This window comes from Methylophaga frappieri, from assembly GCF_000260965.1.
GTDB lineage: Bacteria > Pseudomonadota > Gammaproteobacteria > Nitrosococcales > Methylophagaceae > Methylophaga > Methylophaga frappieri.
On record NC_017856.1, the window covers coordinates 978,577 to 999,815 of the forward strand.

A 21,239-nucleotide genomic window follows, 5' to 3' on the forward strand; every position below is an offset into this window, starting at 1 on the left:
CTATCAGGAGTACGCCTATCGTGCTATCAGGAGTACGAAAACGCCGTAAAGCCAATAACGGCGCGGGTTTGCGCCCCCTCTAACTTACCTAACAAGAAATACATAACTTTTAGTAGAAGCGCGCCGTTTCGGTGGAAAACCACCCAGCGGCACGGCCAGGCCGGCTTTCCGGCAGGGAGGGCCGCGCCATGATCGTCGCGCTTCTCAATCAGAAAGGCGGCGTAGGCAAGACCACGCTCGCCACGCACATCGCCGGCGAGCTGGCGATGCGCGGCCAGCACGTCGTGCTGCTGGATGCCGACCCGCAGGGTTCCTCACTGGACTGGACGCAGCGCAGAAGCCAGCAAGGCTTGCCACGGCTGTTCAGCGCCGTGGGCCTCGCACGCGAAACGCTGCACCAAGAGGCACCAGAACTCGCCAGGCGAGCAGATCACGTCGTCATCGACGGCCCGCCGCGCATCGCCGCCTTGGCGCGCTCCGCGCTGCTGGCGGCCGAGCGCGTGCTGATCCCGGTGCAGCCGAGTCCCTACGACCTGTGGGCCAGCGCCGAGATGGTGGCGCTGATCCGCGAGGCGCAGGTGTTCCGGCCTGCGCTGCGCGCGGCCTTCATCATCAATCGGCGTGTCAGTACCACCGTGATCGGGCGCGAAGCGCGCCAGGCGCTTGCCGACCAGCCGCTTCCTGCGCTGCGCGCGGAAGTGCATCAGCGCGTCGTGTTCGCCGACAGCGTGGCCGCTGGTCGGCTTGCACGCGAGACGGCGCCGGACAGCGCGGCCGCGCGTGAAATCACCGCGCTGGTCGATGAACTGCTGCGGTGGCCGTCATGACAGCGAAGCCGCCACCACGCGCCAAGCGTGTCGGCATCGGCGCGCGTCCGCCCGCGAATCCACACGCCGAGGCGTGGATTCGCCAAGGTGATGCCGATGCGCTGGGCAAGGGCGACCTCTACACGGCTCGCCTCACTCTCGACATCACGCCCGCCATGCGGGCGCGCATCAAGGTGTCGGCCTTCACGCAAGGCGTGACCGTGGCCGACCTGCTGCGCGGCCTGCTGGAGCGCGAGTTTCCAGAGAGCCGCAGGGAGAGCACCCCATGAACATATCCGCTTCGCCGGCCGCTGGCGCGGCCACGGCTGCGCTCACAGCACCTACCGGCCAGCCAGCCAGCGCGCCGCTGACGCGCGTGGCGCTGGCCTACATCGACCAGCATTTCGACCTCTATCTGCGCTTCGGTGAGCCTGCGCGCATCGTCCGGCTCGACCGCTGGCGGCGCAGCGCCGTGTTCCTGCCGAACGCGGTTCTGTGCCGTGTCCGTTGGCAAGCCAACGACTACGGCACGATCCGCTGGCAGCTCATGGTGATGCAGGCTTGCACGCCGCTGGACGCGGCGCAGCGCATCCCCGGCGTGCGGCCGGGCGCGCGCCTGCTGCTGCACGCCGAAGGCGAGAACCAGGTGCGCGCCGTGCTGGAACGCATCGACGCCATCGAGGCGCTGGGCATCGCGCCCGTCGCCGTCTCGCCCGCGTACTGGCGCACGCTCGCCAACCGGCTCGCCGCGCGCCTGCCGCTGCCCGAATACACCGCCGAGCGGCACGCCGCCTGGCTGACCGGGAGGGCACAGCCATGACCACCGTTTCTACTGTCGCCGCCGCGCCGCGTCCTCGCTCGCCCCGCGCACGTTTGCGCGCTCGCCTCGTACTGGCGAGCCTGTCCGCCTGCAGCCTCGCTGCGCTGGCCTGGGCGTCCTTCGTGCAGCCGCTGCCGCGCCTGATCTACAACCCGTCAGATAGCGTGGCGGTTGGCTGGTATCGCGTCGATCCGTTCGACCCACGCGCCGCCTCGCTGCCACGTCCGCCGTCCGTAGACAGCATCGTGCTGGTGCCGCTGCCCGCCAGGGCCGCCGCGCTGGCTGCGCAGCGCGGCTACCTGCCGACGCGCGTTCAGCTGCTCAAACGTGTGGGCGCGGTCGCGCCGCAACACGTTTGCATCGTCGCCGGTCAGGTACGCATCGACGGCGTGCCGGTGGCCGCCGCGTTGCCTGCCGACCGGCTGGGCCGGCCGCTGCCGTCCTTGCAGCTTTGCCGACGCCTCGACCCGGGCGAGCTGCTCCTGTTGAGCGTGACGAATCCGGCATCGTTCGACAGCCGGTATTTCGGGCCGGTCAGCGCATCCGCCGTGATCGGCGTCGCGCATCCGGTCTGGCTGGAGGCTCGCCCATGATGGCCGCCGACTCGCTGTACGTTGCCGTGCATCTTGTCGTGCCATCGGGCATGCCGATCCAGTGGCTTTCCGCGTGTCGTCGCGCGTGCAGTGCGAGCGCATCCGCGCTGCACTTCGCGCTGCCTTCCCATGTGCAGGCGTCTTGCCTCGAACGCGCCCGGCCTGCGGCCGTGTCCGCGTTCGCCGGTGCGCTGGCTGCTTACGCAGCAGCGCCGCCGGGCCGCCGCTGCCCGGAGCGCCAGCGAGGGGCAAAGGCGGAAGGCAAGACAAAAGGACGCGGCACCAGGCCTCGTCGTAAGCCTGTCTGCACGTGGGGGTGGCGCGGCACGGAGCAGCTTCGCCGCCGTGCCGCGTGTGCCGCGAGGCCCGCGCCAATGCAGGCATGTCCGCGTGCTTTGCACGACCGGACACGCCAGAGCTTGCCGGGAGAACGGCGATGACCGACCGCCGCGACGACGATTTCCGCGTGCGCCCCAGCGCCCCCAAGAACCGGGGCAAGGGCCAGGGTCAGAGCTTCGTTTCCAAGGTGCTCAAGCAGGCCGGCAAAGCCAGCAGCGGCAAGTCCTCGGTGCGCCGGCCTGGCGCGACGGGTGGCACCGGCCAGCGGCCCGGCTCGCGCCTGGGGCGCGGCCACACGGCGGCGCGCTTCGCGGGCGCGAAGCTGACGCCCATGTCCCGGCGCGTGACCATCAAGACGCTGCTGGTGAATCACCAGCGGGCCAGCCCGCAGTCGCTCGCCAAGCACCTGCACTACATCGAGCGCGACGGCGTGGGCCGCGACGGCGAAGCGGGCCAAGCCTACGGGCCGCAGACCGACGTGGCCGACCTCGACGCCTTCAAGGAACGCTGCGCCGACGACCGGCACCATTTCCGCTTCATCCTCTCGCCCGAGGATGGCGCGGAGCTGGAAGACCTGCGCACCTACACGCGGCACCTCATGGGCCGCATGGAGGCCGACCTGGGCACTGGCCTCGATTGGGTGGCTGTCAACCACTGGAACACCGACAACCCGCACACGCACATCGTCGTGCGCGGGCGTGACGACACCGGCAAAGACCTCATCATCGCGGGCGACTACATCGCCGATGGCTTCCGCCATCGCGCCGCCGAGCTGGCGACCGAATGGCTGGGGCCGCGCACCGAACTGGAGATCCAGCAGACCTTGCAGCGCGAGGTGGAACAGGAGCGGTGGACCAGCCTGGATCGCACCTTGCAGCGTGAAGCCGGCGAGGATGGCCGTGTGCAGATCGAACGCTTCAACGAACCCCGGCTGCAACGCCAGCGCCTGCTGCTAATCGGTCGCCTGCAGCGCTTGCAGCGCCTGGGCCTGGCCGACGAGGTGCAGCCCGGCACTTGGGCCATCCATGCCGATGCCGAGAAGACCTTGCGCGCCCTGGGCGAGCGTGGCGACATCATCCGCACGATGCAGCGCGCCATGAGCGGACAGCCGCGCGAGCTGACAGTGTTCGAGCCGGGCGAGGATGGCCGCAGCATCATCGGCCGTGTGGCAGCGAAGGGGCTGGCTGACGAGCTGCACGACCGGGGCTATCTGGTCATCGACGGCACCGACGGCAAGGCCCACTACGTCGCGCTGAATGCCCACGACGAGCTGGCGAACTACCCCACGGGCGCGGTGGTGGAAGTGAAGGGATCGGCCGACGTGCGCGCCGCCGACAAGAACATCGCTGCGCTGGCGAGCGATGGCCTGTACCGCGCCGATCATCACCTAGCCATCGAGCAGGGCCGGGCCAAGCCGGGACGCGACCCGCAGGAAGTCGCCGCCGCCCACGTCCGGCGGCTGGAAGCCCTGCGCCGGGCCGGCATCGTGGAGCGCGTGGCCGAAGGGCTATGGAAGGTGCCGGACGACCTGGTCGAGCGAGGCCGCCAGTACGACGCACGGCGACTGGGTGGCGTAGCCGTGGAACTGAAATCGCACCTTCCCATCGAGCGGCAGGCCCGCGTGATCGGAGCGACCTGGCTGGATCAGCAGTTGATCGGCGGTGGCAAAGGGCTGGGCAACTTGGGCTTTGGTGGCGACGCCAAGCAGGCCATGCAGCAGCGCGCCGACTTCCTTGAAGAACAGGGACTGGCCGAGCGGCGCGGGCAGCGCGTGATTCTGGCGCGCAACCTGCTGGGCACGCTGCGCAACCGGGAATTGGCGCAGGCCGCCAAGGACATTGCCGCCGAAACGGGCCTGGAGCATCGGCCCGTAGAGGACGGGCAGCGGGTGGCGGGCATATACCGACGAAGCGTCATGCTGGCGAGTGGGCGCTACGCAATGCTTGATGACGGCGTGAGGTTCAGCCTAGTGCCGTGGCGGTCAGTGATTGAACAGCGGCTGGGGCAACAGCTTGCCGCAATGGTGCGCGGTGGTAGCGTGTCGTGGGAGATTGGGCGACAACGCGACCCGGCTGTCCACTGATGTGGCAAAAACAGAGCAGATGACTCGCGTCAATAAGTGAGCAGTTGCACAATCTCAGTCTCTCCCGATCTGTAGTTTCGGCGGCAATGAAAAGCGGATTCCGGGAAAAAACAAACGAATGGCCTCACGAAGTCGCCCCGCGACAAAGCTGTCCAAGCGACCTTCTCGCGTTGCCAGCCATTGCAGCGTCGCACCACCGATCAAAGCATGAAAAAGGGAAGCCACGACCTTCGGTTCGTGCGCGGTATCCAAGGGAACCCTTTCTAGTATTGCCTGCTGCACCTGCACATTGCGCTTCCGCGCAAGTTCTCTCAAGACGGGATCTTGCACCTCATGCCACGCGATTAGCAGATTCACCTCGTACGACTCGCCAGTACCGAGAGCTTCGGACAGTTCCAGCAAGAATAGCCACAGACCCTGAGCGCCCTCACTGAAGGGAAGCTTCTCCAAGAACTCACGAGTCGTTAGAACGGATCGCTCCATGGCGTGACGCAGAAGGGTATCCCTATTCTTGAACCGTTGGATGAGCGCAGCCCGTGAAATACCTACTTCGTTTGCCACGTCGTTCAACGTGAACGCAGATGGTCCTAGGCGCTTGAGAACGGCACACGTGGCATCAAGAATGGTTTCATCGCTGTGTAGCTTGGGTCGAGCCATCTATGAACTCCTAAGCTTAATGGCGCTGCATCTTCATCGCCATATCTTACCTACTCGAATGTTATTTTGAAACGACTCGCATTGATCAGCGAGTCTCAGAGATCCCCCTGGTCGGTTTCAGAGCGCACGGCATCTGTGCAACTGATGTGAAAAAGGTGTCGTGAGCGGTACTGCCGCGACGGAAAGGCCCAGACTCCAACGGCTCTATGCCGTTTCGTGTGGAATGCGCCAATCTCAACGGGCCACCGCCTGGGTGAATGGATGAGCCGGTAGATGTGCGAGCTTGGACATGCGCAGGTAAGCGATGGCGATGAAGTTGTCGGCCGTTCGGAAGCCGCGGGCGGCGCGCTTGGCCTGCTGCAGCAAGCCGTTCATGGCCTCGACGAAGGCATTGGAGCGGTTGTCCACCATGCCGCTGATCACCCCGGCGAAGTGTTCGCTCAGGGTCTTTGCCAACTTCTTGAAAGGCTCCAAGCGCGAGCGGCGTGCCCAGCTCAGCCAGGCTCGCAGATCCGTCTCGGCCTGATCGGGGTTGTTGTGCTCGATCGCTGCGGCATACACCTCACGCAGCGCCATCTTCAGCCGCCACGCCCGCGCCGCCTTCAACGTGGAATACTGCAGCCAGTGCATCGCGTCGATCTGTCTTGCACTCCAGCGCTGCGGGTTCTTGCGCATGCCCCACATCAGGCCCTTGAGCACCTTGCGATCAGCGCCGCCCAAGGCCCGCTCCACCGCTCTGGGCTGTTCGCGCCATTCGGTGCGCCGCACCTCGTCCATTGCCGACATGGCCAGCTTGATGACGTGGAAGCGGTCGTAGCTGATGGCTGCATCGGGCAGCGCCAGACCCACGCCTTTGGTGTACGCCGCACTCATGTCTTGACAGACGTGGCGCACGGCTGCCGGATCACCGCCATGCGCTTTCAAGTCTTCGGCGAAGTCCACCACCGTCTGGTGGTCTCGCCCCTCGGTAGCAAACAGCAGTCGCTTGGCCTCCAGGTCGTGTACTACGGTGATGTAGTGCTGCCCGCGCCTCAGGCTGGTCTCGTCGATGCCCACAGTGCGCACCGTGCTCATGTCGTCCAACTCCCGGGCCTGGTCAACGTAGTGCTTGAGGCGCCGCCACAGCGGCTTGTCTGCACAGCGCAGCAGCTCGGCCGCCTGGCGCACCGGCAACTCTCGGCAAAGCGACAGAGCCAAGGCCTCGAACAGCGCGGTGAAGCCCGAACCCTCGCGCGCCCACGGCACGCTCACCTGCGTGGTCTTGCCGCAGCCGCCGCACGCCACACGTGGCACATCGGCGTGCAGCCACGCCTCGAATTGGAAGAAGTCCAGATGTCGCCACGAGCGCCGCAGTCGGTCATGGATGCGCTGCGCGGGCGCGTTGCACTGAGGGCAGCCCAGCAGCTTGGCGTTGCACCCAACCTCGAAATCAATGCGTCGCTTGGCCGTGTCCAAGTCCACCTTGACTACTTCCCACGGTGCCACCAAGCCCAACGCGCTGGTGAACAGCGCCTCCACTCCAACACTCACTTCACCCCCCGATCATGGGCACCCGCTGCCCGCATGGATGCAGCCATTGTCGGTGCTGGGTTCCACACGAAACGGCATAGAGCCACTCCAACTACGGATGAAGGCGTCCATCCCATTGCATGCGGTGCGACCAAACAGCAGCCTTCATCTGCAAGCCTTCATTTGCACTTGCTAATTACCGACGCGTCGGTTATATTACGCCTGTTCTGATCGGAGATCAACGATGACTACAGACCTGACCGAGGAAATATTCGAGCTTGCCCGGCGTCACGGCCTTTCCCTTCACGGTGAGTTGGAGGTGAATGAGATTGGGCTGGATTTTCGTGTGCTGAAGGCGCGCGACACGCAATCAGTCTTTTGGGGATTGCGGGTTCCTAGACGCCAAGATGCCGCCGAGCGAATTGAGCGTGAGGCAAGGATTCTCTCTTGGCTGTCAAGCAATCTCCCCTTCAAGATTCCCGATTGGAGAGTTGCCTCGCCCGAACTCGTCGCCTATCCATGGATGGCGGACGATACGGCGATTGATGTCGATGCAAGCACGCACGCGATCACTTGGCACGTAGATCGAACATCCGTTACTTACGCATATACGCTAGGTGAGGCGCTCGCTTCATTGCATGGCGTTAGCCTTACGGCCGCAGAAAGTACAGGATTACCAAACCCAACTATCGACGAAGTCCGGCGTGATCTACTTCGCGATCTCGACATAGTGACGAGTTCCTTTGATGTCCAGCCGAAGTGGCGAGATCGAGTACGGGCGTGGATAGACGACGACTCCACTTGGCCTAGCTGCTGCAAGTTTATACACGGTGACCTGTATGCCGGCCATGTCCTTGTTAATAAAGACCAACAGGTCACAGGGATGATCGACTGGTCCGAAGCCGGGATTGGCGATCCGGGTTTAGATTTTGTTGGTCACCTTCAGCTTTTTGGTGACAAAGGGCTCAGCAATTTGCTTAAGCACTACGAGCGTTGCGGCGGCTACGTTTGGCCAACGTTGGTTCGCCACACGACAGAGCGGATGGCAGCGGGTCCGCTGAAATACGCGATGTTTGCTCTGAGAAGCAAAGACCCGACCCACAGCGACACTGCCGCTAAGCAGTTAGCCGCACTCTAATGTATATACGGATTCAAGCGAAGGCGCTTCCATGGTGGTGCACCATGGCGGCAATCTTCCTTTATCGATTAGGTAAAGCGATGTCGGGCGTAACAGCGCCTTGGGCCGTCCTTGAAATGGGAGGAAAAGCAAATGACCTCGGCGCCACTGCCGTCGCATTAACTGTGACAAGTGTCATTGGGTTCATTCTTGGTGGGCGGTGGACGGATCGGCAAGGTCCTCGTCAAGTGTTATGGATGTCAGGGATTAGCGGCGGCCTACTAATGACAATAGCATCGGTTGTTTCATCGCAACATGCTTACTTTGCATTCGCGGCAATAGCGTTGCTTGTCATGACGAATCTCGTAGACGCACCCATCCTGATGGCTCAAGAGAGCCGGTTGCCGGAGCTGTCACGCATGGCGCGCATTGTGATCCAGAGAACCGTTGTGGCCAAGACTGCTGCTAGTCACCTTGGTTTGGTGCTGGGGCCGGTCCTAGCGGGCGCCGTTCTTACCCATCTCTCCATGCCGGTATGCCTAGGCCTCATTGCTGGATGTCTGCTGACTGCAACGCTGGTAGCTGCACCCGTATATCCGAATGGAAAACCTCGGCGCAGCACCTCCGAAGCGGCCGATTCTGAGCAAAATTGGGGCCCGTTGTTGCGACGGCTATACAGTAATGGATCGCTCCGAACGGCAATCCTGTTCTGTGCACTTCTGGCAGGTTGTGCGGCATCTGCTAACAGCGTGGTGATTCCAGCATTGCTCCAATCTTCTGATTCAGGTGCGCTCCAGTTCGGGAGCTTAATCTCGGCCCTGGGAGCAGGCACCCTAACTGGCACCATGCTGACAGGCATGTTGTCGCGTTTTCCTTCAATTCGGGTTGCATTTGTTGCAGCTTATTCGGCACATGCAGTGATGTGGCTGGTTATCGCATCTCAACCGAGCCTCGCCGTCTCTCTGACCATAGCTTTCTTCACCGGTGTTGCTGGAAGCCTCATGCCACTAGCAATAGGCATAGAAATTTATAAGCAGGTGCCATTGGCTATGCGCGGGCGATCTTTGGGAATTTACAGTGCCATCTTGATGATTGCCGCGGTGGCTACGATCGCTATCGGCACTGCAACTGTGCAAACCATAGGAGCCATCCAAACACTACTGGCATTGGCTTTTGTCGCCACCTTTTCTGCACTGGTTTCGCTTAAATGTATCGGACATCAGCACACAAGCACTCGACTCATTGATGAACAGAATGGCAAAAATCCGCCGACTACTTGGAACAAGTCTTCCTCATGATCTACATAAATGGTCGAAGCCATATCGCGTCGCTACATTGGCAGTTCATGGTCTTGGTGTAGTGAAGCAAGCATGGAGCTACGACACCTTCGCTACTTCCTGGCCGTGGCTGAAGAACTCCACTTCGCTCGTGCGGCCGAGCGACTGCACATCGAGCAATCGCCGCTGTCGCGTGCCATCAAGGAACTGGAGGAAGAACTGGGCGTGGTGCTGTTTGCACGCACCACGCGCAGCACGCGCTTAACCCGGGCTGGTGCATTGTTCCTGGAGCACGTACGCCGCGTGTTCGCGGCGTTGCAGCAGGCGCGCGATAGTGTCCGTGCGGCCGCTCAAGGTTTTGATGGGCAATTGCGCGTGGCCTTGTCGGATGGCATCACGCCGTCGCGCCTGCCGGCTCTGTTGGCGCTATGCCGCCAGGAGGAACCCGAAGTCGAAATCCGCCTGACCGAAGTGCCGCTGTCGCAGCAGATCAAAGGGCTGCACGATGATCTGTATGACGTGGGCTTTGCCCGTTCCGATGAAGCCGGCGATGGCATAGTTGCCTTGCCTGTCTGGAACGATCCGCTGATGGTGGCTGTTCCCGCGCGCCATCCCTTGCTGGCCCACAAGCGCATCCCGCTGGAAGAAGTGCTGCGCTATCCGCTGGTGCTGTGCGACCCGGTTGCGTGTGAGGGCCATGCGAGACAGGTGGATCGCGTGCTGCGCCGTGCGGACATGGAACCGCTGGTGGCCGAACGAGTGGCGACCTGCGACCTGATGATGGTGCTGGTGTCGGCCGGCTTCGCCCTCGGCTTGACCGGTGCCGCGCACATCGCGGCCAGCCGCGAACAGGGCGTGGTTGCGCGGCCACTTACGGGCCGCTCGCCGCTACTCACGACCTATCTACTGCGCTTGAACACCGAGCCATCGGGAACGCTGGCCCGCTTTATGGAGCGCGTGCAGGCTATCGACTCACCCGAGGCCAACAATCCAACGCCGAATGACGACCACGATTCCCTGGAGGAACCCGAACCATGAAGAAAGCCATTGCGCTCTTATTGGCTGCGGTGCTGACAGGCTGCGGCCCGAAGGATGCGCCAGAGAAGAAAGACGTGCCGAGCGTTGAAGAACTGGCGTCCAATCCCGTGCGTCTCAAGGAACTGCGCCAGCAGTGCAAAACGGATCGCGCCACACTGGGCGACGAGCTGTGCAACCGGGTGGCCGAAGCCACGCGCAAGCGGTTCTATGGCGGCGGCAATACGCCCTACACGCCGCCGGAGAATCCGCCCAAGTTCTGATCGCAGGCGATTCGCCACGAACCCTTAAGTTTTTCGCTCGACACGCCGCAATGCGCCTTCGCTTGCGGCGTTTCTCATTGGCGCGATGCAGACCCAATTCTTTCCAATTACTCGACCTTTCTCCCGATAACGGTCTTTGACCGGCACCGACCCGGCACTGATCCTCACGTCATGCGGCACGTCCTTGTGCCGTTCTCGACCGAGGAATCAGTGCAGGGAAATTGGAGGCCAGTCTATGCAAGGTCAAGGCGTGTTGTTCGGGCAGATCGCCGTCGTGTTCGGAATCGTGATCGCCGGCGTGTGGGGTGCCACGCAATGGACAGCCGCCGCATTGGGTTACCAGCTACGCCTTGGCTCGCCGTGGTTCGACTTCTTCGGCACGCCGGTCTATCACCCCTGGCGGCTGTTCGAGTGGTGGTTCTTCTTCGACGCCTACGCCCCGCAGGTGTTCGACACTGGCGGCATGATCGCGGCGGGCAGCGGCCTGCTGGCAGTGGTGGTTGCCATCGCCATGTCGGTGTGGCGCTCGCGCCAGGCACGCAAGGTGACGACCTACGGTTCGGCGCGCTGGGCCGATGCTGCCGACATTCGCAAGGCTGGGCTGACACAGGCCGCTGGTGTCTTTCTCGGCCAGCATGATGGCCACTACCTGCGCCATGAAGGCCCGGAACACGTCCTGACTTTCGCTCCCACTCGCTCGGGCAAGGGTGTCGGCTTGGTTGTCCCGACATTGTTGTCCTGGCCGGCTTCGGCCGTCATCCATGACATCAAGGGCGAGAACTGGCAGATCACCGCAGGCTGGCGCAGCCGGTTCAGCCACTGCCTGCTGTTCAACCCAACCGATTCGAAGTCGGCAGCCTACAACCCGCTGCTGGAAGTCCGGCGCGGCGCGCATGAGGTGCGCGACGTGCAGAACATCGCGGACATTCTGGTCGATCCCGAAGGTGCGCTGGAGAAGCGCAACCACTGGGAGAAGACTTCGCACGCGCTGCTGGTAGGGGCCATCTTGCATGTGCTGTACGCGGGCGAGGACAAGACCCTGCGCGGCGTCGCCAACTTCCTTTCCGATCCGGCCAGCCCGTTCGAGCTGACCTTGCACAGGATGATGACGACGAAGCACCTGGGCGATGCACCGCACCCGGTTGTCGCGTCCGCTGCGCGCGAAGTGCTGAACAAGTCGGACAACGAACGCTCGGGCGTGTTGAGCACCGCCATGTCGTTCCTCGGCCTGTACCGCGACCCCACCGTGGCGGAAGTGACTTCGCGCTGCGACTGGCGCATCGCCGACCTGATCGCATCCGAGCATCCGGTGTCCCTCTATCTGGTAGTGCCGCCCTCGGACATATCGCGCACCAAACCACTGATCCGGCTGATCCTCAACCAGATCGGCCGGCGGCTCACCGAATCGCTCGACGGCAGCGACGGCATCGAGCGCCGCCACAAGCTGCTGCTGATGCTCGACGAGTTCCCGGCGCTGGGCCGCCTGGACTTCTTCGAGACGGCGCTCGCCTTCATGGCCGGCTACGGCATCCGCAGCTTTCTCATCGCACAGTCGCTCAACCAGATCGACAAAGCCTACGGCCAGAACCATTCGATTCTGGATAACTGCCATGTCCGCGTGACGTTCGCCACCAACGACGAACGCACCGCCAAACGCATTTCCGAAACCTTGGGCACCGCCACCGAACTGCGCGCCCAGCGCAACTATGCCGGGCACAGATTGGCCCCTTGGCTGGGGCACCTGATGGTGTCGCGGCAGGAGACGGCACGGCCGCTGCTGACGCCGGGCGAAGTGATGCAGCTTCCGACCGACGAAGCCGTGGTGATGGTGTCCAGCGTGGCACCGATCAAGGCCAAGAAGCTGCGCTACTACGCCGACGCGAATTTCAAGAACCGCGTTTTGCCGCCGCCCGCGCTCGCGGCCGGGCAGTACGCCGACGCACCACCGGCCCGGCCCGACGACTGGAGCGGCCTGGCGATCCCCGCTGAACCAGCGGCCCCGGCTGCGAGCTTGTCCAGCGATGGAGCAGGCACCGCCGATGACGGCGGCCCGCGCCGCCAGCCGGAGCTATCCGAAGTCGTGGAATACAGCCCCGAACCGCAGCCCGCCGGCAACGACCTGGCGCTGCTCGATGACGACGACGACCTGCCGCTGCCAGGTCTTGCCTCTCTCCCCGGCCAGCTCGACCCGGCCATGCAGCGCACGGCCCGGCTCGCATCGCTGAATCCCAACGACGGAATCGACCTATGAGCCAGTACCGCCTCAACCTGTTCATCCAGCCCGAACATGCCAAGCGCCTAGACGAACTGGCCGCCAAGAAAGGCGTCTCGAAGTCCAGCATCGTGGCCGCCGCCTTGGCGTCCTGGCTGTCGCCGGATGCCGGCGACCAGCGCGAGGCGGCGATTGCCAAGCGCCTTGATCGCCTGTCGCGGCAGGCCGAGCGCCTGGAACGCGACCAGAACGTCGAAATCGAAACGCTGGCGCTGTTCATCCGCTACTTCCTGACCGTCAGCACGCCGATTCCCGAAGCCCATCAGGACGCGGCCCGTGCGCAGGGCAAGGCGCGCTTCGAGCAGTTCGTGGAACAGCTTGGCCGCCACCTGCTGCGCGGCCGCAGCCTGGTGCGCGACGTAGTGGAGGAACTACACCCCGACCCGGTGCGAATGGATGACGCGGCGGCGCTGGCTGAAGCCCAAGAACGTACTGCGGAGCGTGCCTCATGAGCGCCGTTCCGCAAACCCCGCCCGAACGCTCATCCGCTGCGGCTTCGCTGGATCGCCGTATCCAGATGCTGCGCACGGCAATGGGGCCGGTCATCGCCGCCGCGCTGGCCGACCCTGACGTGGTGGAAATCATGCTCAACCCCGACCGCACCCTATGGGTGGATCGGCTGTCGTCGGGCCGCACGCCGCTGGGCGTGGAACTGTCCGAAGACGATGGCGAACGCATCATCCGACTGGTGGCCGCGCACGTCGGCGCGGAAGTGCATCGCGGCCGACCGTTGCTGACCGCCGAGCTGCCCGAAACCGGCGAGCGGTTCGAGGGCATCTTGCCACCGGCTGCGCCTGGCCCGGCCTTCGCGCTGCGCAAGCGCGCCGTGAGCATCATCGGCCTGGATCGCTACGTCGCCGATGGCATCCTGACCACAGGCCAAGCGGACTTCCTGCGCTGCGCCGTGCGCGAGCGCCAGAACATCCTAATCGCCGGGGCGACGAGCAGCGGCAAGACCACGCTGGCGAACGCGCTGCTGGCCGAGATCGCCGCCACGGGCGACCGCGTGCTGGTGCTCGAAGACACCATCGAGCTGCAATGTGCAGCCCGTGACCATGTGCCGTTGCGGACACGCGCGGGCGTCGTGTCCATGACCGAGCTGGTGCGCGCCACGATGCGCCTGCGCCCCGACCGCGTGATCGTCGGCGAAGTGCGCGGCGGCGAAGCCCTGGACTTGGTGAAGGTGTGGGGCACGGGCCACCCCGGCGGCATCGCCACGATCCATGCCGGCTCCGCGCTGGGCGCGCTGCTGCGCATGGAGCAACTGATTCTCGAAGTGGCGGTGAACCCGCCGCGTGCGCTGATCGCCGAGGCGGTCAACGTGGTGATCCACATCGCCGGACGCGGCCGCAAGCGCCGCGTCGAGAGCATCGCCCGTGTCGTTGGCTTCGATGGCGCGGGCTACCGCCTGGCGGACGCGCTGGAAACGCCGTTTCCCGAGCTGACGCCGGTTCCTCTCGCAGCCGATGCCGCTGCGCCTTCCCCGTCCCTTGACCAACCTGGAGAACTGCCATGACGCACGCCCATGCTTTCCGTCTTTCCGTAAATCCGCTTTCCCACCTGTCCAGCCTCGCGCGGCTGCGCAGCCTGGCCCGCCCGGCGGGGCAAGGACTGCTGCTGGCCGCGCTGCTGCTGTTCCTGGCCGGAACGGCGCAGGCCGCCGGTTCCTCGATGCCGTGGGAAGGCCCGCTGCAATCCATTCTGGAGTCGATCCAGGGGCCGGTGGCGCGCATCGTCGCGGTCATCATCATCATCGCCACTGGCTTGGCGCTCGCCTTCGGTGACACGTCGGGCGGATTCCGCAAGCTGATCCAGATCGTGTTCGGCCTGTCTATCGCGTTCGCGGCTTCGAGCTTCTTCCTGTCGTTCTTCAGCTTCTCCGGCGGGGCGGTCGTATGAGCGGGCCGGATAGCTTCGCGGCCGGCTTCGAGGTGCCGCTGCATCGCTCGCTGACCGAGCCGCTTTTGATGGGCGGCGCGCCGCGTACCGTGGCGATTGCCAACGGCACGCTGGCCGCCGCCGTCGGGCTGGGCCTTCAACTCTGGATTCCCGGTGTCGTGCTCTGGATCGTCGGCCATTCGCTGGCCGTGTGGGGCGCGCGCGTGGATCCGCAGTTCATGCAGGTCTTCGCCCGGCACATCAAGCACAAGCCGCTGCTGGACGTGTGAGGGGGATGCCATGCTGAACCTTGCCGAATACCGCCAGCGGCCCGCGCTGCTCGCCGACTGGCTGCCTTGGGCTGGCCTGGTCGCGCCAGGTGTCGTCTTGAACAAGGACGGCAGCTTTCAGCGCACAGCCCGTTTCCGTGGCCCCGACCTCGACAGCGCCACGCAAGGCGAGCTGATCGCCACCACGGCGCGGCTGAACAACGCACTGCGCCGGCTGGGTTCGGGCTGGGCGCTGTTCGTGGAAGCCGAGCGCCGGCCAGCGGCGGACTATCCGCATTCCGACTTCCCCGAACCGCTGTCGTGGCTGGTGGACGAGGAGCGCCGCGCCGCCTTCGAGGAATCGGGCAACCACTTCGAGAGCACCTATCACCTGACGCTGACCTATCTGCCGCCGGAGGAATCCCGCGCCCGCGCGGCCAAGCTGCTCTACGAGCACGCGCCGGGCGAGGGCGTGGACTGGCGCGGCCGGCTCGACGCCTTCGTGGCGGAAACCAATCGCGTGTTCGACCTGCTCGATGGCGTGATGCCCGAAATCGGCTGGCTCGATGACGCGCAGACACTGACCTACCTGCACGCCACGGTTTCGACGCGACGCTATCGCATTGGCGTGCCCGAGGTGCCATTCCACCTCGACGCGCTGCTGGCCGACTCCGCCTTGGTCGGTGGCCTCGCGCCCATGCTGGGCGACCAGCATCTGCGCGTGGTGTCGGTGCGGGGATTCCCGACTTCGACCTGGCCGGGCCTGCTGGACGACCTCAACCGCCTGGGCTTTGCCTATCGCTGGAGTACCCGGTTTCTCTGCCTCGACAAAGCCGAGGCGGAAAAGGAGCTGGGCCGCCTGCGTCGCCAATGGTTTGCGAAACGGAAGAACGTCATTGCGCTGCTGCGCGAAACCATCTTCCAGCAGGAATCGCCTCTGGTGGACACGGATGCCAGCAACAAGGCGGCCGACGCGGACGCCGCCTTGCAGGAGCTGGGCAGCGATCAAGTGGCCTTCGGCTACCTGACGGCCACCGTCACCGTGATGGACACCGATGCCGCTGCGGCCGACGAAAAGCTGCGCATGGTGGAGCGCGTCATCCAGGGTCGGGGCTTCGTGACCATCCCCGAAACCTTGAATGCAGTCGATGCGTGGCTGTCGTCCATACCGGGCAACGCCTATGCCAACGTGCGCCAGCCCATCGTATCGACGCTGAACCTGGCGCACATGATGCCGGTATCCGCCGTGTGGGCCGGGCCGGAGAAAAATGCTCACCTCGACGGCCCGCCGCTGATCGTCACGCGCACCGATGGCGCGACGCCGTTCCGGCTGGTGACGCACATCGGCGACGTGGGGCACACGCTGGTCGCTGGCCCGACCGGCATGGGCAAGTCCGTTTTGCTGGCGATGCTGGCCTTGCAGTTCCGTCGCTACTTCGGTTCGCGCATCTTCGCCTTCGACATGGGACGATCCATGCGGGCGACGGTGCTGGGCCTGGGCGGTGAACACTACGACCTCGGCGCGGATGGCGGCATTGCCTTTCAGCCACTGGCACGGATCGACCGCGTGGGTTATCGCACCTGGGCCGCCGAATGGGTGGAAGGCCGCCTGCTGCACGAAGGCGTGACCGTCGGCCCGGATGAGAAGGCGGCCATCTGGTCGGCGCTCGGCAGTCTGGCCGGTGCGCCGGTGGAACAGCGCACCATGACCGGCCTTTCGGTGCTGCTGCAATCGAACGCGCTGCGCCAGGCCCTGTCGCCCTATGTGCTCGGCGGCGCGCACGGCAAGCTGCTGGATGCCGACCGCGATCGGCTCGGCAGCGGCGACGTGCAGGGCTTCGAGATGGAAGAACTGATGCACAGCCCCGCCGCCGTGCAGGCGGTGCTGCGCTACCTGTTCGCCCGCTTCGATGCGCGTTTCGACGGTGCGCCCACGCTGCTGATCCTCGATGAAGCCTGGCTGTTCCTCGATGAACCGTCGTTCGCCGCCCGCATCCGGCAATGGCTCAAGACGCTGCGCAAGAAGAACGTCAGCGTCATTTTCGCCACGCAATCGCTGGCCGACATCAAGGATTCGAGCATTGCCCCGGCGGTGATCGAAAGCTGCGCCAGTCGGATTTTTCTCCCTAACCCGCAGGCGACCGAGCCGCAGATTCGCACGATCTACGAAGGCTTCGGGCTGAACTCGCGGCAAATCGAAATCGTCGCTACCGCGCAGCCCAAGCGTGATTACTACTACCAGTCGAGCCTCGGCAATCGACTGTTCGACCTCGACCTGGGACCAGCCGCGCTCGCCTTCGCGGGCGCATCCACACCGCAAGACCAACGCGACATCGACTGCGTGCTGACGCAGGACGGCGCTCCCGGCTTCGCCGGTGCGTGGCTGCGCCATCGCGGCCTCAATTGGGCTGCCGATCTGCTGCCTTCTTCCCCCGCTTTTCAACTACCGGAGGTTTCACCATGAAAACCCAACCCCGTTTGCTGTCCGTCTCGCTCGCCGCAGTGCTGTCGGTGTCACTGTTGTCCGTTCAGCCTGCGTCTGCGCTGACGGTGTTCGACCCGTCCAACTTCGTGCAGAACACACTGACTGCCGTTCGCACCCTGGAGCAGATCAACAACCAGATCAACCAGCTTCAAAACGAAGCACAGATGCTGATGAACCAGGCGCGCAATCTGGCGAAGCTGGACTTCAACATCGTCAACCGGCTGCGCTCGACGCTCGCCACCACCGAACGCCTGATCGCCGAGGCGCAAGGGCTGGCTTTTGATGTGCAGAACATGGATGCCACGTTCTCGCGCCTGTACCCGGAGCAGTACGCCGCCACCATCAGCGGCGACCAGATGCTGCGCGATGCGCAGGAGCGCTGGAAAAACACGCTGAACGGCCTGCACACCGCGATGCGGATGCAGGCGCAGGTGTCGCAGAACCTGGCCCAAGACGAAAGCGCACTGGCCGACCTCGTGAGCCAAAGCCAATCGGCCACCGGCGCACTGCAAGCCATGCAGGCAACGAACCAGCTTCTCGCCTTGCAGGCCAAGCAGTCCATCCAGGCCCAGCAGCTCCAGATCACGCAAGACCGGGCGGCCTCGCTGGAGCTGGCGCGGCAGGCGGCGGCGGTGGAACGCGGGCGCGAAGTGACCCGGCGCTTTCTGAGCAGCGGCACGCCGTACACGCCCGAGCGCGTGAATTTCTACGGGAACTGACGAGGGGCTGCCATGAACAACGTGACGGTCATTGATCGCTTCCTCGATACCTTCTCGCGCTACATCGACTCGGGCTTTGGACTGTTGCAGGGCGAAGTGGCGTTCCTGACCGCCACGCTGATCGTCATCGACATGACGATTGCCGGGCTGTACTGGGCGATGAGCCACGCCACTGGCCAGGGCGAGGACGTGATCGCCAAGCTGCTGCGCAAGGTGCTCTACGTCGGTGCCTTCGCCTACATCCTCAACAACTTCAACTGGCTGGCCGGCATCGTGTTCCGCTCCTTTGCCGGACTGGGTCTGACCGCATCCGGCTCGACCCTGACGATGGAGAACTTCCTTCAGCCGGGCCGATTGGCCAAAACAGGCATTGACGCGGCTGCGCCGCTTCTTGACCAGATCAGCGACATGGCGGGCTTCCCCGAAGTGTTCGTGAACATGACGCCCATCGTGGTCATGTTCCTGGCCTGGGCGATGGTGATCCTGTGTTTCTTCGTGCTGGCGATCCAGCTTTTTATCACCCTGATCGAATTCAAGCTGACCACGCTCGCGGGCTTCGTGCTGGTGCCGTTCGCGCTGTGGAACAAGACCAGCTTTCTGGCCGAAAAGGTGCTGGGCAATGTGGTGTCGTCGGGCATCAAGGTGCTGGTGCTGGCGGTGATCGTCGGCATTGGCTCTGGCCTGTTTGCTCAGTTCCAGGTGCATCCGGCCGAACCCTCCATTGACCATGCGCTGGTCATCATGCTGGCCGCGCTGACGCTACTGGCGCTGGGGATCTTCGGGCCGGGTATTGCTACCGGGCTGGTATCCGGTGCGCCGCAGTTGGGGGCTGGCGCCATGGCCGGTGCGGCCATTGGCGCAGCAGGAGCGGCGGTTGCCGTGGGGGCTGCCGCCACAGGGGTAGGAGGTGCCGTGATGGCCGGGGCAAGGATGGCACCGGCTGCTGCCAAGCTCGCAGGCGCTGGTGCGCGGGCCGCCACCTCAGCGGCTGGCAGCGCCAAGTCGGCATTTCAAGCCGGTTCCGCTGCTGCGGGCGGCGGTGCCAAAGGCGCGATGGCGGGATTGGGCAATGTTGCCAAGAGTGGTGCGCAAGCGGCTGGACAACGCGCCAGTGCAGGCATCAAGTCAGCGGCAGCGAAGACGACTGCACCTTTCAAGGCAGGCTGGCAAGGCTCTAGCACAGATGGCGGCTCAGGTAGTAGCGCTGCAGCTTCCGGGCAAGCCGCCTCTGACGAAGCCAACTCTCAGAAGCAAGAACAACCCGGCTGGGCCAAGCGCCTGCATCGCCGACAACAACTCACCCAGGCCACTACGACTGCCGCGCACACGCTGCGCGGTGGCGACGGTGGTGGTTCGGGCCAAGGCCCAAGCCTGCGGGATTCCGATAGCTGATTTTCAAGGAGAACTCCATGCGATTCAAACGACCGCAGGTGCGCTATGCCGATACGCCGCAGCCTGCCACCCCGTATCAAGCCGCAGCCCAGGTGTGGGACGAGCGCATCGGCTCGGCCCGCGTGCAGGCGAAGAACTGGCGGCTGATGGCCTTTGGCTGCCTGGTGCTCGCGCTGGTGATGGCCGGTGGCCTGGTGTGGCGCTCGGCCCAATCCATCGTCACGCCCTATGTCATCGAGGTCGATCAGTCCGGCCAGGTGCGCACTGTGGGTGAAGCGGCCACGCCGTACCGGCCCACCGATGCGCAGACGGCGCACCACATCGCGCGTTTCGTGACGCTGGTGCGCTCGCTGTCCATCGACCCCATTGTCGTGCGCCAGAACTGGCTCGATGCCTACGACTACACCACCGACCGGGGCGCGGCGGTGCTCAACGACTATGCGCGGGTGAATGACCCGTTCGCCCGCATCGGCAAGGAATCGGTGACGGTGCAGATCACCAGTGTGGTTCGCGCCAGCGATGCATCGTTCAACGTGCGCTGGACGGAACGCCGCTACGTCAATGGCGCGGCTGCTGGCCTGGAGAGATGGACGGCGGTGGTGTCCATCGTGCAGCAGACCCCGCGCACCGAAGAGCGTCTGCGCCGCAACCCGCTAGGCATCTACGTCAATGGCCTGTCGTGGAGCCGTGAACTGGATTCTTCTGAAGGAGTGAAGCCATGAATGCACGTATCCGTAAAACCGCATTGCCGGTGATCCTGCTGGCATCGACTGTTCTGTTTGCGGGCTGCGCCACGCAGGGCAAACCGCCGCCGGTGATCTCGCTCGATGAGCCGGTGCAGGCCCAGCCACTGCCCGAGCCGCCCAAGCCCATCGAAGTGGTGGCAGTGCCCGAGCCGTTGGCATTGCCCGCACAGTTGAAGCCGCTGCCGGACGTTGATGCGGCCCCGACCACGCCGGAGCCTGCCGACGAGAAGGTGCGCGTCTCGCGTGCCAATGCTGAAGCACGGATCGCGCCGACCCGTGAGGGCTACGTCAATGCGATCCAGGTCTGGCCTTTCACCGATGGCGCGCTGTACCAGGTCTATGCGTCCGTGGGCCGCGTGACGGTGATCGCGCTCCAACCCGGTGAGGAACTGGTGACGGTCGCTGCGGGTGACACAGTGCGCTGGATCGTGGGCGACACCTCCAGCGGCAGCGGGGCCGATCTGCGCGTCAATGTATTGGTGAAGCCTATCCGCTCTGGCCTGAAAACCAATCTGGTCATCACCACCAGCCGCCGCACCTATCTGCTGGAACTGACTTCGACCGACAAGGCGTGGATGGCCTCAGTGTCCTGGGACTACCCGAAGGATCGGATGCTGGCCTTGCAGCGCCAGGCGCAGGCGGCCAGCGCCGCCGCGCCGGTCGATGTGGGCCTGTCTTTGGAGAGCATCCGGTTTCGCTATGCGGTCAGCGGCAGCAATCCGCCGTGGAAACCGCTGCGCGCCTTCGATGACGGTGAGAAGGTCTATATCCAGTTCCCGGCAGGCATCGCCCAGGGCGAGCTGCCCCCGCTGTTTGTCATCGGCGCGCAGGGCGACGGGCAACTGGTGAATTATCGCTTCCGCTCGCCGTACTACATCGTGGATCGCCTGTTCGGTGCTGCCGAACTGCGTCTGGGAGCCGACAAGGGCGACGTAGTGCGCATCGAGCGCACGGATGGCGTCGCCGGGAGGAACTGAGC

Annotated in this window: 21 protein-coding genes; 19 read left to right on the forward strand and 2 right to left on the reverse strand. The window is 64.4% G+C overall.

Features of this window, described 5'->3' with window-relative positions; all coding sequences use genetic code 11:
- Positions 1-188: 188 nt before the first annotated feature.
- The 5 genes from parA to Q7C_RS04590 all read left to right on the forward strand — a co-directional run bounded on the left by parA (position 189) and on the right by Q7C_RS04590 (position 4,641).
- On the forward strand, positions 189-827 hold the full coding sequence (gene parA, locus Q7C_RS04565; protein ID WP_014703536.1) for a ParA family partition ATPase: 639 nt from the start codon (positions 189-191) through the stop codon (positions 825-827).
- The gene (locus Q7C_RS04570; RefSeq protein ID WP_014703537.1) at positions 824-1,096 is read left to right on the forward strand and encodes a hypothetical protein; all 273 of its coding nucleotides are present in this window, start codon (positions 824-826) and stop codon (positions 1,094-1,096) included. The genes parA and Q7C_RS04570 overlap by 4 nt, the downstream gene beginning before the upstream one ends.
- Positions 1,093-1,626, forward strand: coding sequence for a DUF2840 domain-containing protein (locus tag Q7C_RS04575; protein WP_014703538.1), 534 nt, complete (start codon positions 1,093-1,095; stop codon positions 1,624-1,626). Before Q7C_RS04570 ends, Q7C_RS04575 begins: the two co-directional genes overlap by 4 nt.
- The gene (locus tag Q7C_RS04580) at positions 1,623-2,219 is read left to right on the forward strand and encodes a S26 family signal peptidase (RefSeq protein WP_014703539.1); all 597 of its coding nucleotides are present in this window, start codon (positions 1,623-1,625) and stop codon (positions 2,217-2,219) included. The genes Q7C_RS04575 and Q7C_RS04580 overlap by 4 nt, the downstream gene beginning before the upstream one ends.
- A gap of 436 nt (positions 2,220-2,655) precedes the next feature.
- Positions 2,656-4,641, forward strand: coding sequence for a relaxase/mobilization nuclease domain-containing protein (locus Q7C_RS04590; protein WP_041366531.1), 1,986 nt, complete (start codon positions 2,656-2,658; stop codon positions 4,639-4,641).
- A gap of 54 nt (positions 4,642-4,695) precedes the next feature.
- Here the strand turns inward: Q7C_RS04590 and Q7C_RS04595 are convergent, their stop codons facing one another.
- Positions 4,696-5,298, reverse strand: coding sequence for a TetR/AcrR family transcriptional regulator (locus Q7C_RS04595; protein WP_041366533.1), 603 nt, complete (start codon positions 5,296-5,298; stop codon positions 4,696-4,698).
- A 234-nt stretch (positions 5,299-5,532) separates the two neighbouring features.
- Entirely contained in the window at positions 5,533-6,828 is a 1,296-nt protein-coding gene (locus Q7C_RS04600; protein WP_041366535.1) for an ISL3 family transposase, read from the reverse strand.
- A 223-nt stretch (positions 6,829-7,051) separates the two neighbouring features.
- Between Q7C_RS04600 and Q7C_RS04605 the strand changes: the two genes are divergently transcribed.
- From Q7C_RS04605 to trbG, 14 genes are all read left to right on the forward strand, one after another.
- Positions 7,052-7,945, forward strand: a complete 894-nt coding sequence (locus Q7C_RS04605; RefSeq protein WP_014703546.1) for a macrolide 2'-phosphotransferase — start codon at positions 7,052-7,054, stop codon at positions 7,943-7,945.
- A gap of 44 nt (positions 7,946-7,989) precedes the next feature.
- The gene (locus Q7C_RS04610; RefSeq protein WP_157915985.1) at positions 7,990-9,222 is read left to right on the forward strand and encodes an MFS transporter; all 1,233 of its coding nucleotides are present in this window, start codon (positions 7,990-7,992) and stop codon (positions 9,220-9,222) included.
- A 72-nt stretch (positions 9,223-9,294) separates the two neighbouring features.
- Entirely contained in the window at positions 9,295-10,239 is a 945-nt protein-coding gene (locus Q7C_RS04615; RefSeq protein WP_041366910.1) for a LysR family transcriptional regulator, read from the forward strand.
- On the forward strand, positions 10,236-10,499 hold the full coding sequence (gene trbK / locus Q7C_RS04620; protein WP_014703549.1) for an entry exclusion lipoprotein TrbK: 264 nt from the start codon (positions 10,236-10,238) through the stop codon (positions 10,497-10,499). Before Q7C_RS04615 ends, trbK begins: the two co-directional genes overlap by 4 nt.
- 235 nt (positions 10,500-10,734) lie before the next feature.
- Positions 10,735-12,750, forward strand: a complete 2,016-nt coding sequence (locus Q7C_RS04625; protein WP_014703550.1) for a conjugal transfer protein TraG — start codon at positions 10,735-10,737, stop codon at positions 12,748-12,750.
- Positions 12,747-13,223: a ribbon-helix-helix protein, CopG family gene (locus Q7C_RS04630; RefSeq protein WP_014703551.1), complete on the forward strand. Its 477-nt coding sequence runs from the start codon at positions 12,747-12,749 to the stop codon at positions 13,221-13,223. The genes Q7C_RS04625 and Q7C_RS04630 overlap by 4 nt, the downstream gene beginning before the upstream one ends.
- Positions 13,220-14,287 carry a P-type conjugative transfer ATPase TrbB gene (gene trbB / locus Q7C_RS04635; RefSeq protein WP_014703552.1) on the forward strand — a complete coding sequence of 356 codons (1,068 nt, stop codon included), beginning with the start codon at positions 13,220-13,222 and terminating at the stop codon, positions 14,285-14,287. Before Q7C_RS04630 ends, trbB begins: the two co-directional genes overlap by 4 nt.
- Positions 14,284-14,670 (forward strand): TrbC/VirB2 family type IV secretion system protein, encoded by a 387-nt coding sequence (locus tag Q7C_RS04640; RefSeq protein ID WP_022995779.1) that lies wholly within the window; start codon positions 14,284-14,286, stop codon positions 14,668-14,670. The genes trbB and Q7C_RS04640 overlap by 4 nt, the downstream gene beginning before the upstream one ends.
- A complete protein-coding gene (locus Q7C_RS04645; protein ID WP_004883097.1) occupies positions 14,667-14,939 on the forward strand; it encodes a VirB3 family type IV secretion system protein in 273 nt (90 codons plus the stop codon). Before Q7C_RS04640 ends, Q7C_RS04645 begins: the two co-directional genes overlap by 4 nt.
- Positions 14,940-14,949: 10 nt before the next feature.
- Positions 14,950-17,382 (forward strand): conjugal transfer protein TrbE, encoded by a 2,433-nt coding sequence (gene trbE, locus Q7C_RS04650; protein ID WP_014703553.1) that lies wholly within the window; start codon positions 14,950-14,952, stop codon positions 17,380-17,382.
- Positions 17,379-18,122 (forward strand): P-type conjugative transfer protein TrbJ, encoded by a 744-nt coding sequence (gene trbJ, locus Q7C_RS04655; protein ID WP_014703554.1) that lies wholly within the window; start codon positions 17,379-17,381, stop codon positions 18,120-18,122. The genes trbE and trbJ overlap by 4 nt, the downstream gene beginning before the upstream one ends.
- 12 nt (positions 18,123-18,134) lie before the next feature.
- Positions 18,135-19,514, forward strand: a complete 1,380-nt coding sequence (gene trbL / locus Q7C_RS04660) for a P-type conjugative transfer protein TrbL (RefSeq protein WP_014703555.1) — start codon at positions 18,135-18,137, stop codon at positions 19,512-19,514.
- Positions 19,515-19,531: 17 nt separating this feature from the next.
- Entirely contained in the window at positions 19,532-20,236 is a 705-nt protein-coding gene (gene trbF, locus Q7C_RS04665) for a conjugal transfer protein TrbF (RefSeq protein WP_014703556.1), read from the forward strand.
- A complete protein-coding gene (trbG, locus tag Q7C_RS04670; RefSeq protein WP_014703557.1) occupies positions 20,233-21,237 on the forward strand; it encodes a P-type conjugative transfer protein TrbG in 1,005 nt (334 codons plus the stop codon). The genes trbF and trbG overlap by 4 nt, the downstream gene beginning before the upstream one ends.
- Positions 21,238-21,239 lie beyond the last annotated feature (2 nt).

Bases quoted from the DNA above. Each gene is read 5' to 3' on its own strand.
- Q7C_RS04605 (WP_014703546.1), top strand. From the start codon at position 7,052: ATGACTACAGACCTGACCGAGGAAATATTCGAGCTTGCCCGGCGTCAC.
- Q7C_RS04590 (WP_041366531.1), top strand. From the start codon at position 2,656: ATGACCGACCGCCGCGACGACGATTTCCGCGTGCGCCCCAGCGCCCCC.
- Q7C_RS04625 (WP_014703550.1), top strand. From the start codon at position 10,735: ATGCAAGGTCAAGGCGTGTTGTTCGGGCAGATCGCCGTCGTGTTCGGA.
- Q7C_RS04630 (WP_014703551.1), top strand. From the start codon at position 12,747: ATGAGCCAGTACCGCCTCAACCTGTTCATCCAGCCCGAACATGCCAAG.
- parA (WP_014703536.1), top strand. From the start codon at position 189: ATGATCGTCGCGCTTCTCAATCAGAAAGGCGGCGTAGGCAAGACCACG.
- Q7C_RS04575 (WP_014703538.1), top strand. From the start codon at position 1,093: ATGAACATATCCGCTTCGCCGGCCGCTGGCGCGGCCACGGCTGCGCTC.
- Q7C_RS04615 (WP_041366910.1), top strand. From the start codon at position 9,295: ATGGAGCTACGACACCTTCGCTACTTCCTGGCCGTGGCTGAAGAACTC.
- Q7C_RS04580 (WP_014703539.1), top strand. From the start codon at position 1,623: ATGACCACCGTTTCTACTGTCGCCGCCGCGCCGCGTCCTCGCTCGCCC.
- trbG (WP_014703557.1), top strand. From the start codon at position 20,233: ATGAATGCACGTATCCGTAAAACCGCATTGCCGGTGATCCTGCTGGCA.
- trbE (WP_014703553.1), top strand. From the start codon at position 14,950: ATGCTGAACCTTGCCGAATACCGCCAGCGGCCCGCGCTGCTCGCCGAC.
- Q7C_RS04640 (WP_022995779.1), top strand. From the start codon at position 14,284: ATGACGCACGCCCATGCTTTCCGTCTTTCCGTAAATCCGCTTTCCCAC.
- Q7C_RS04595 (WP_041366533.1), bottom strand. From the start codon at position 5,298: ATGGCTCGACCCAAGCTACACAGCGATGAAACCATTCTTGATGCCACG.
- trbL (WP_014703555.1), top strand. From the start codon at position 18,135: ATGAACAACGTGACGGTCATTGATCGCTTCCTCGATACCTTCTCGCGC.
- trbB (WP_014703552.1), top strand. From the start codon at position 13,220: ATGAGCGCCGTTCCGCAAACCCCGCCCGAACGCTCATCCGCTGCGGCT.
- trbF (WP_014703556.1), top strand. From the start codon at position 19,532: ATGCGATTCAAACGACCGCAGGTGCGCTATGCCGATACGCCGCAGCCT.
- Q7C_RS04645 (WP_004883097.1), top strand. From the start codon at position 14,667: ATGAGCGGGCCGGATAGCTTCGCGGCCGGCTTCGAGGTGCCGCTGCAT.
- Q7C_RS04570 (WP_014703537.1), top strand. From the start codon at position 824: ATGACAGCGAAGCCGCCACCACGCGCCAAGCGTGTCGGCATCGGCGCG.
- Q7C_RS04610 (WP_157915985.1), top strand. From the start codon at position 7,990: ATGGCGGCAATCTTCCTTTATCGATTAGGTAAAGCGATGTCGGGCGTA.
- trbK (WP_014703549.1), top strand. From the start codon at position 10,236: ATGAAGAAAGCCATTGCGCTCTTATTGGCTGCGGTGCTGACAGGCTGC.
- trbJ (WP_014703554.1), top strand. From the start codon at position 17,379: ATGAAAACCCAACCCCGTTTGCTGTCCGTCTCGCTCGCCGCAGTGCTG.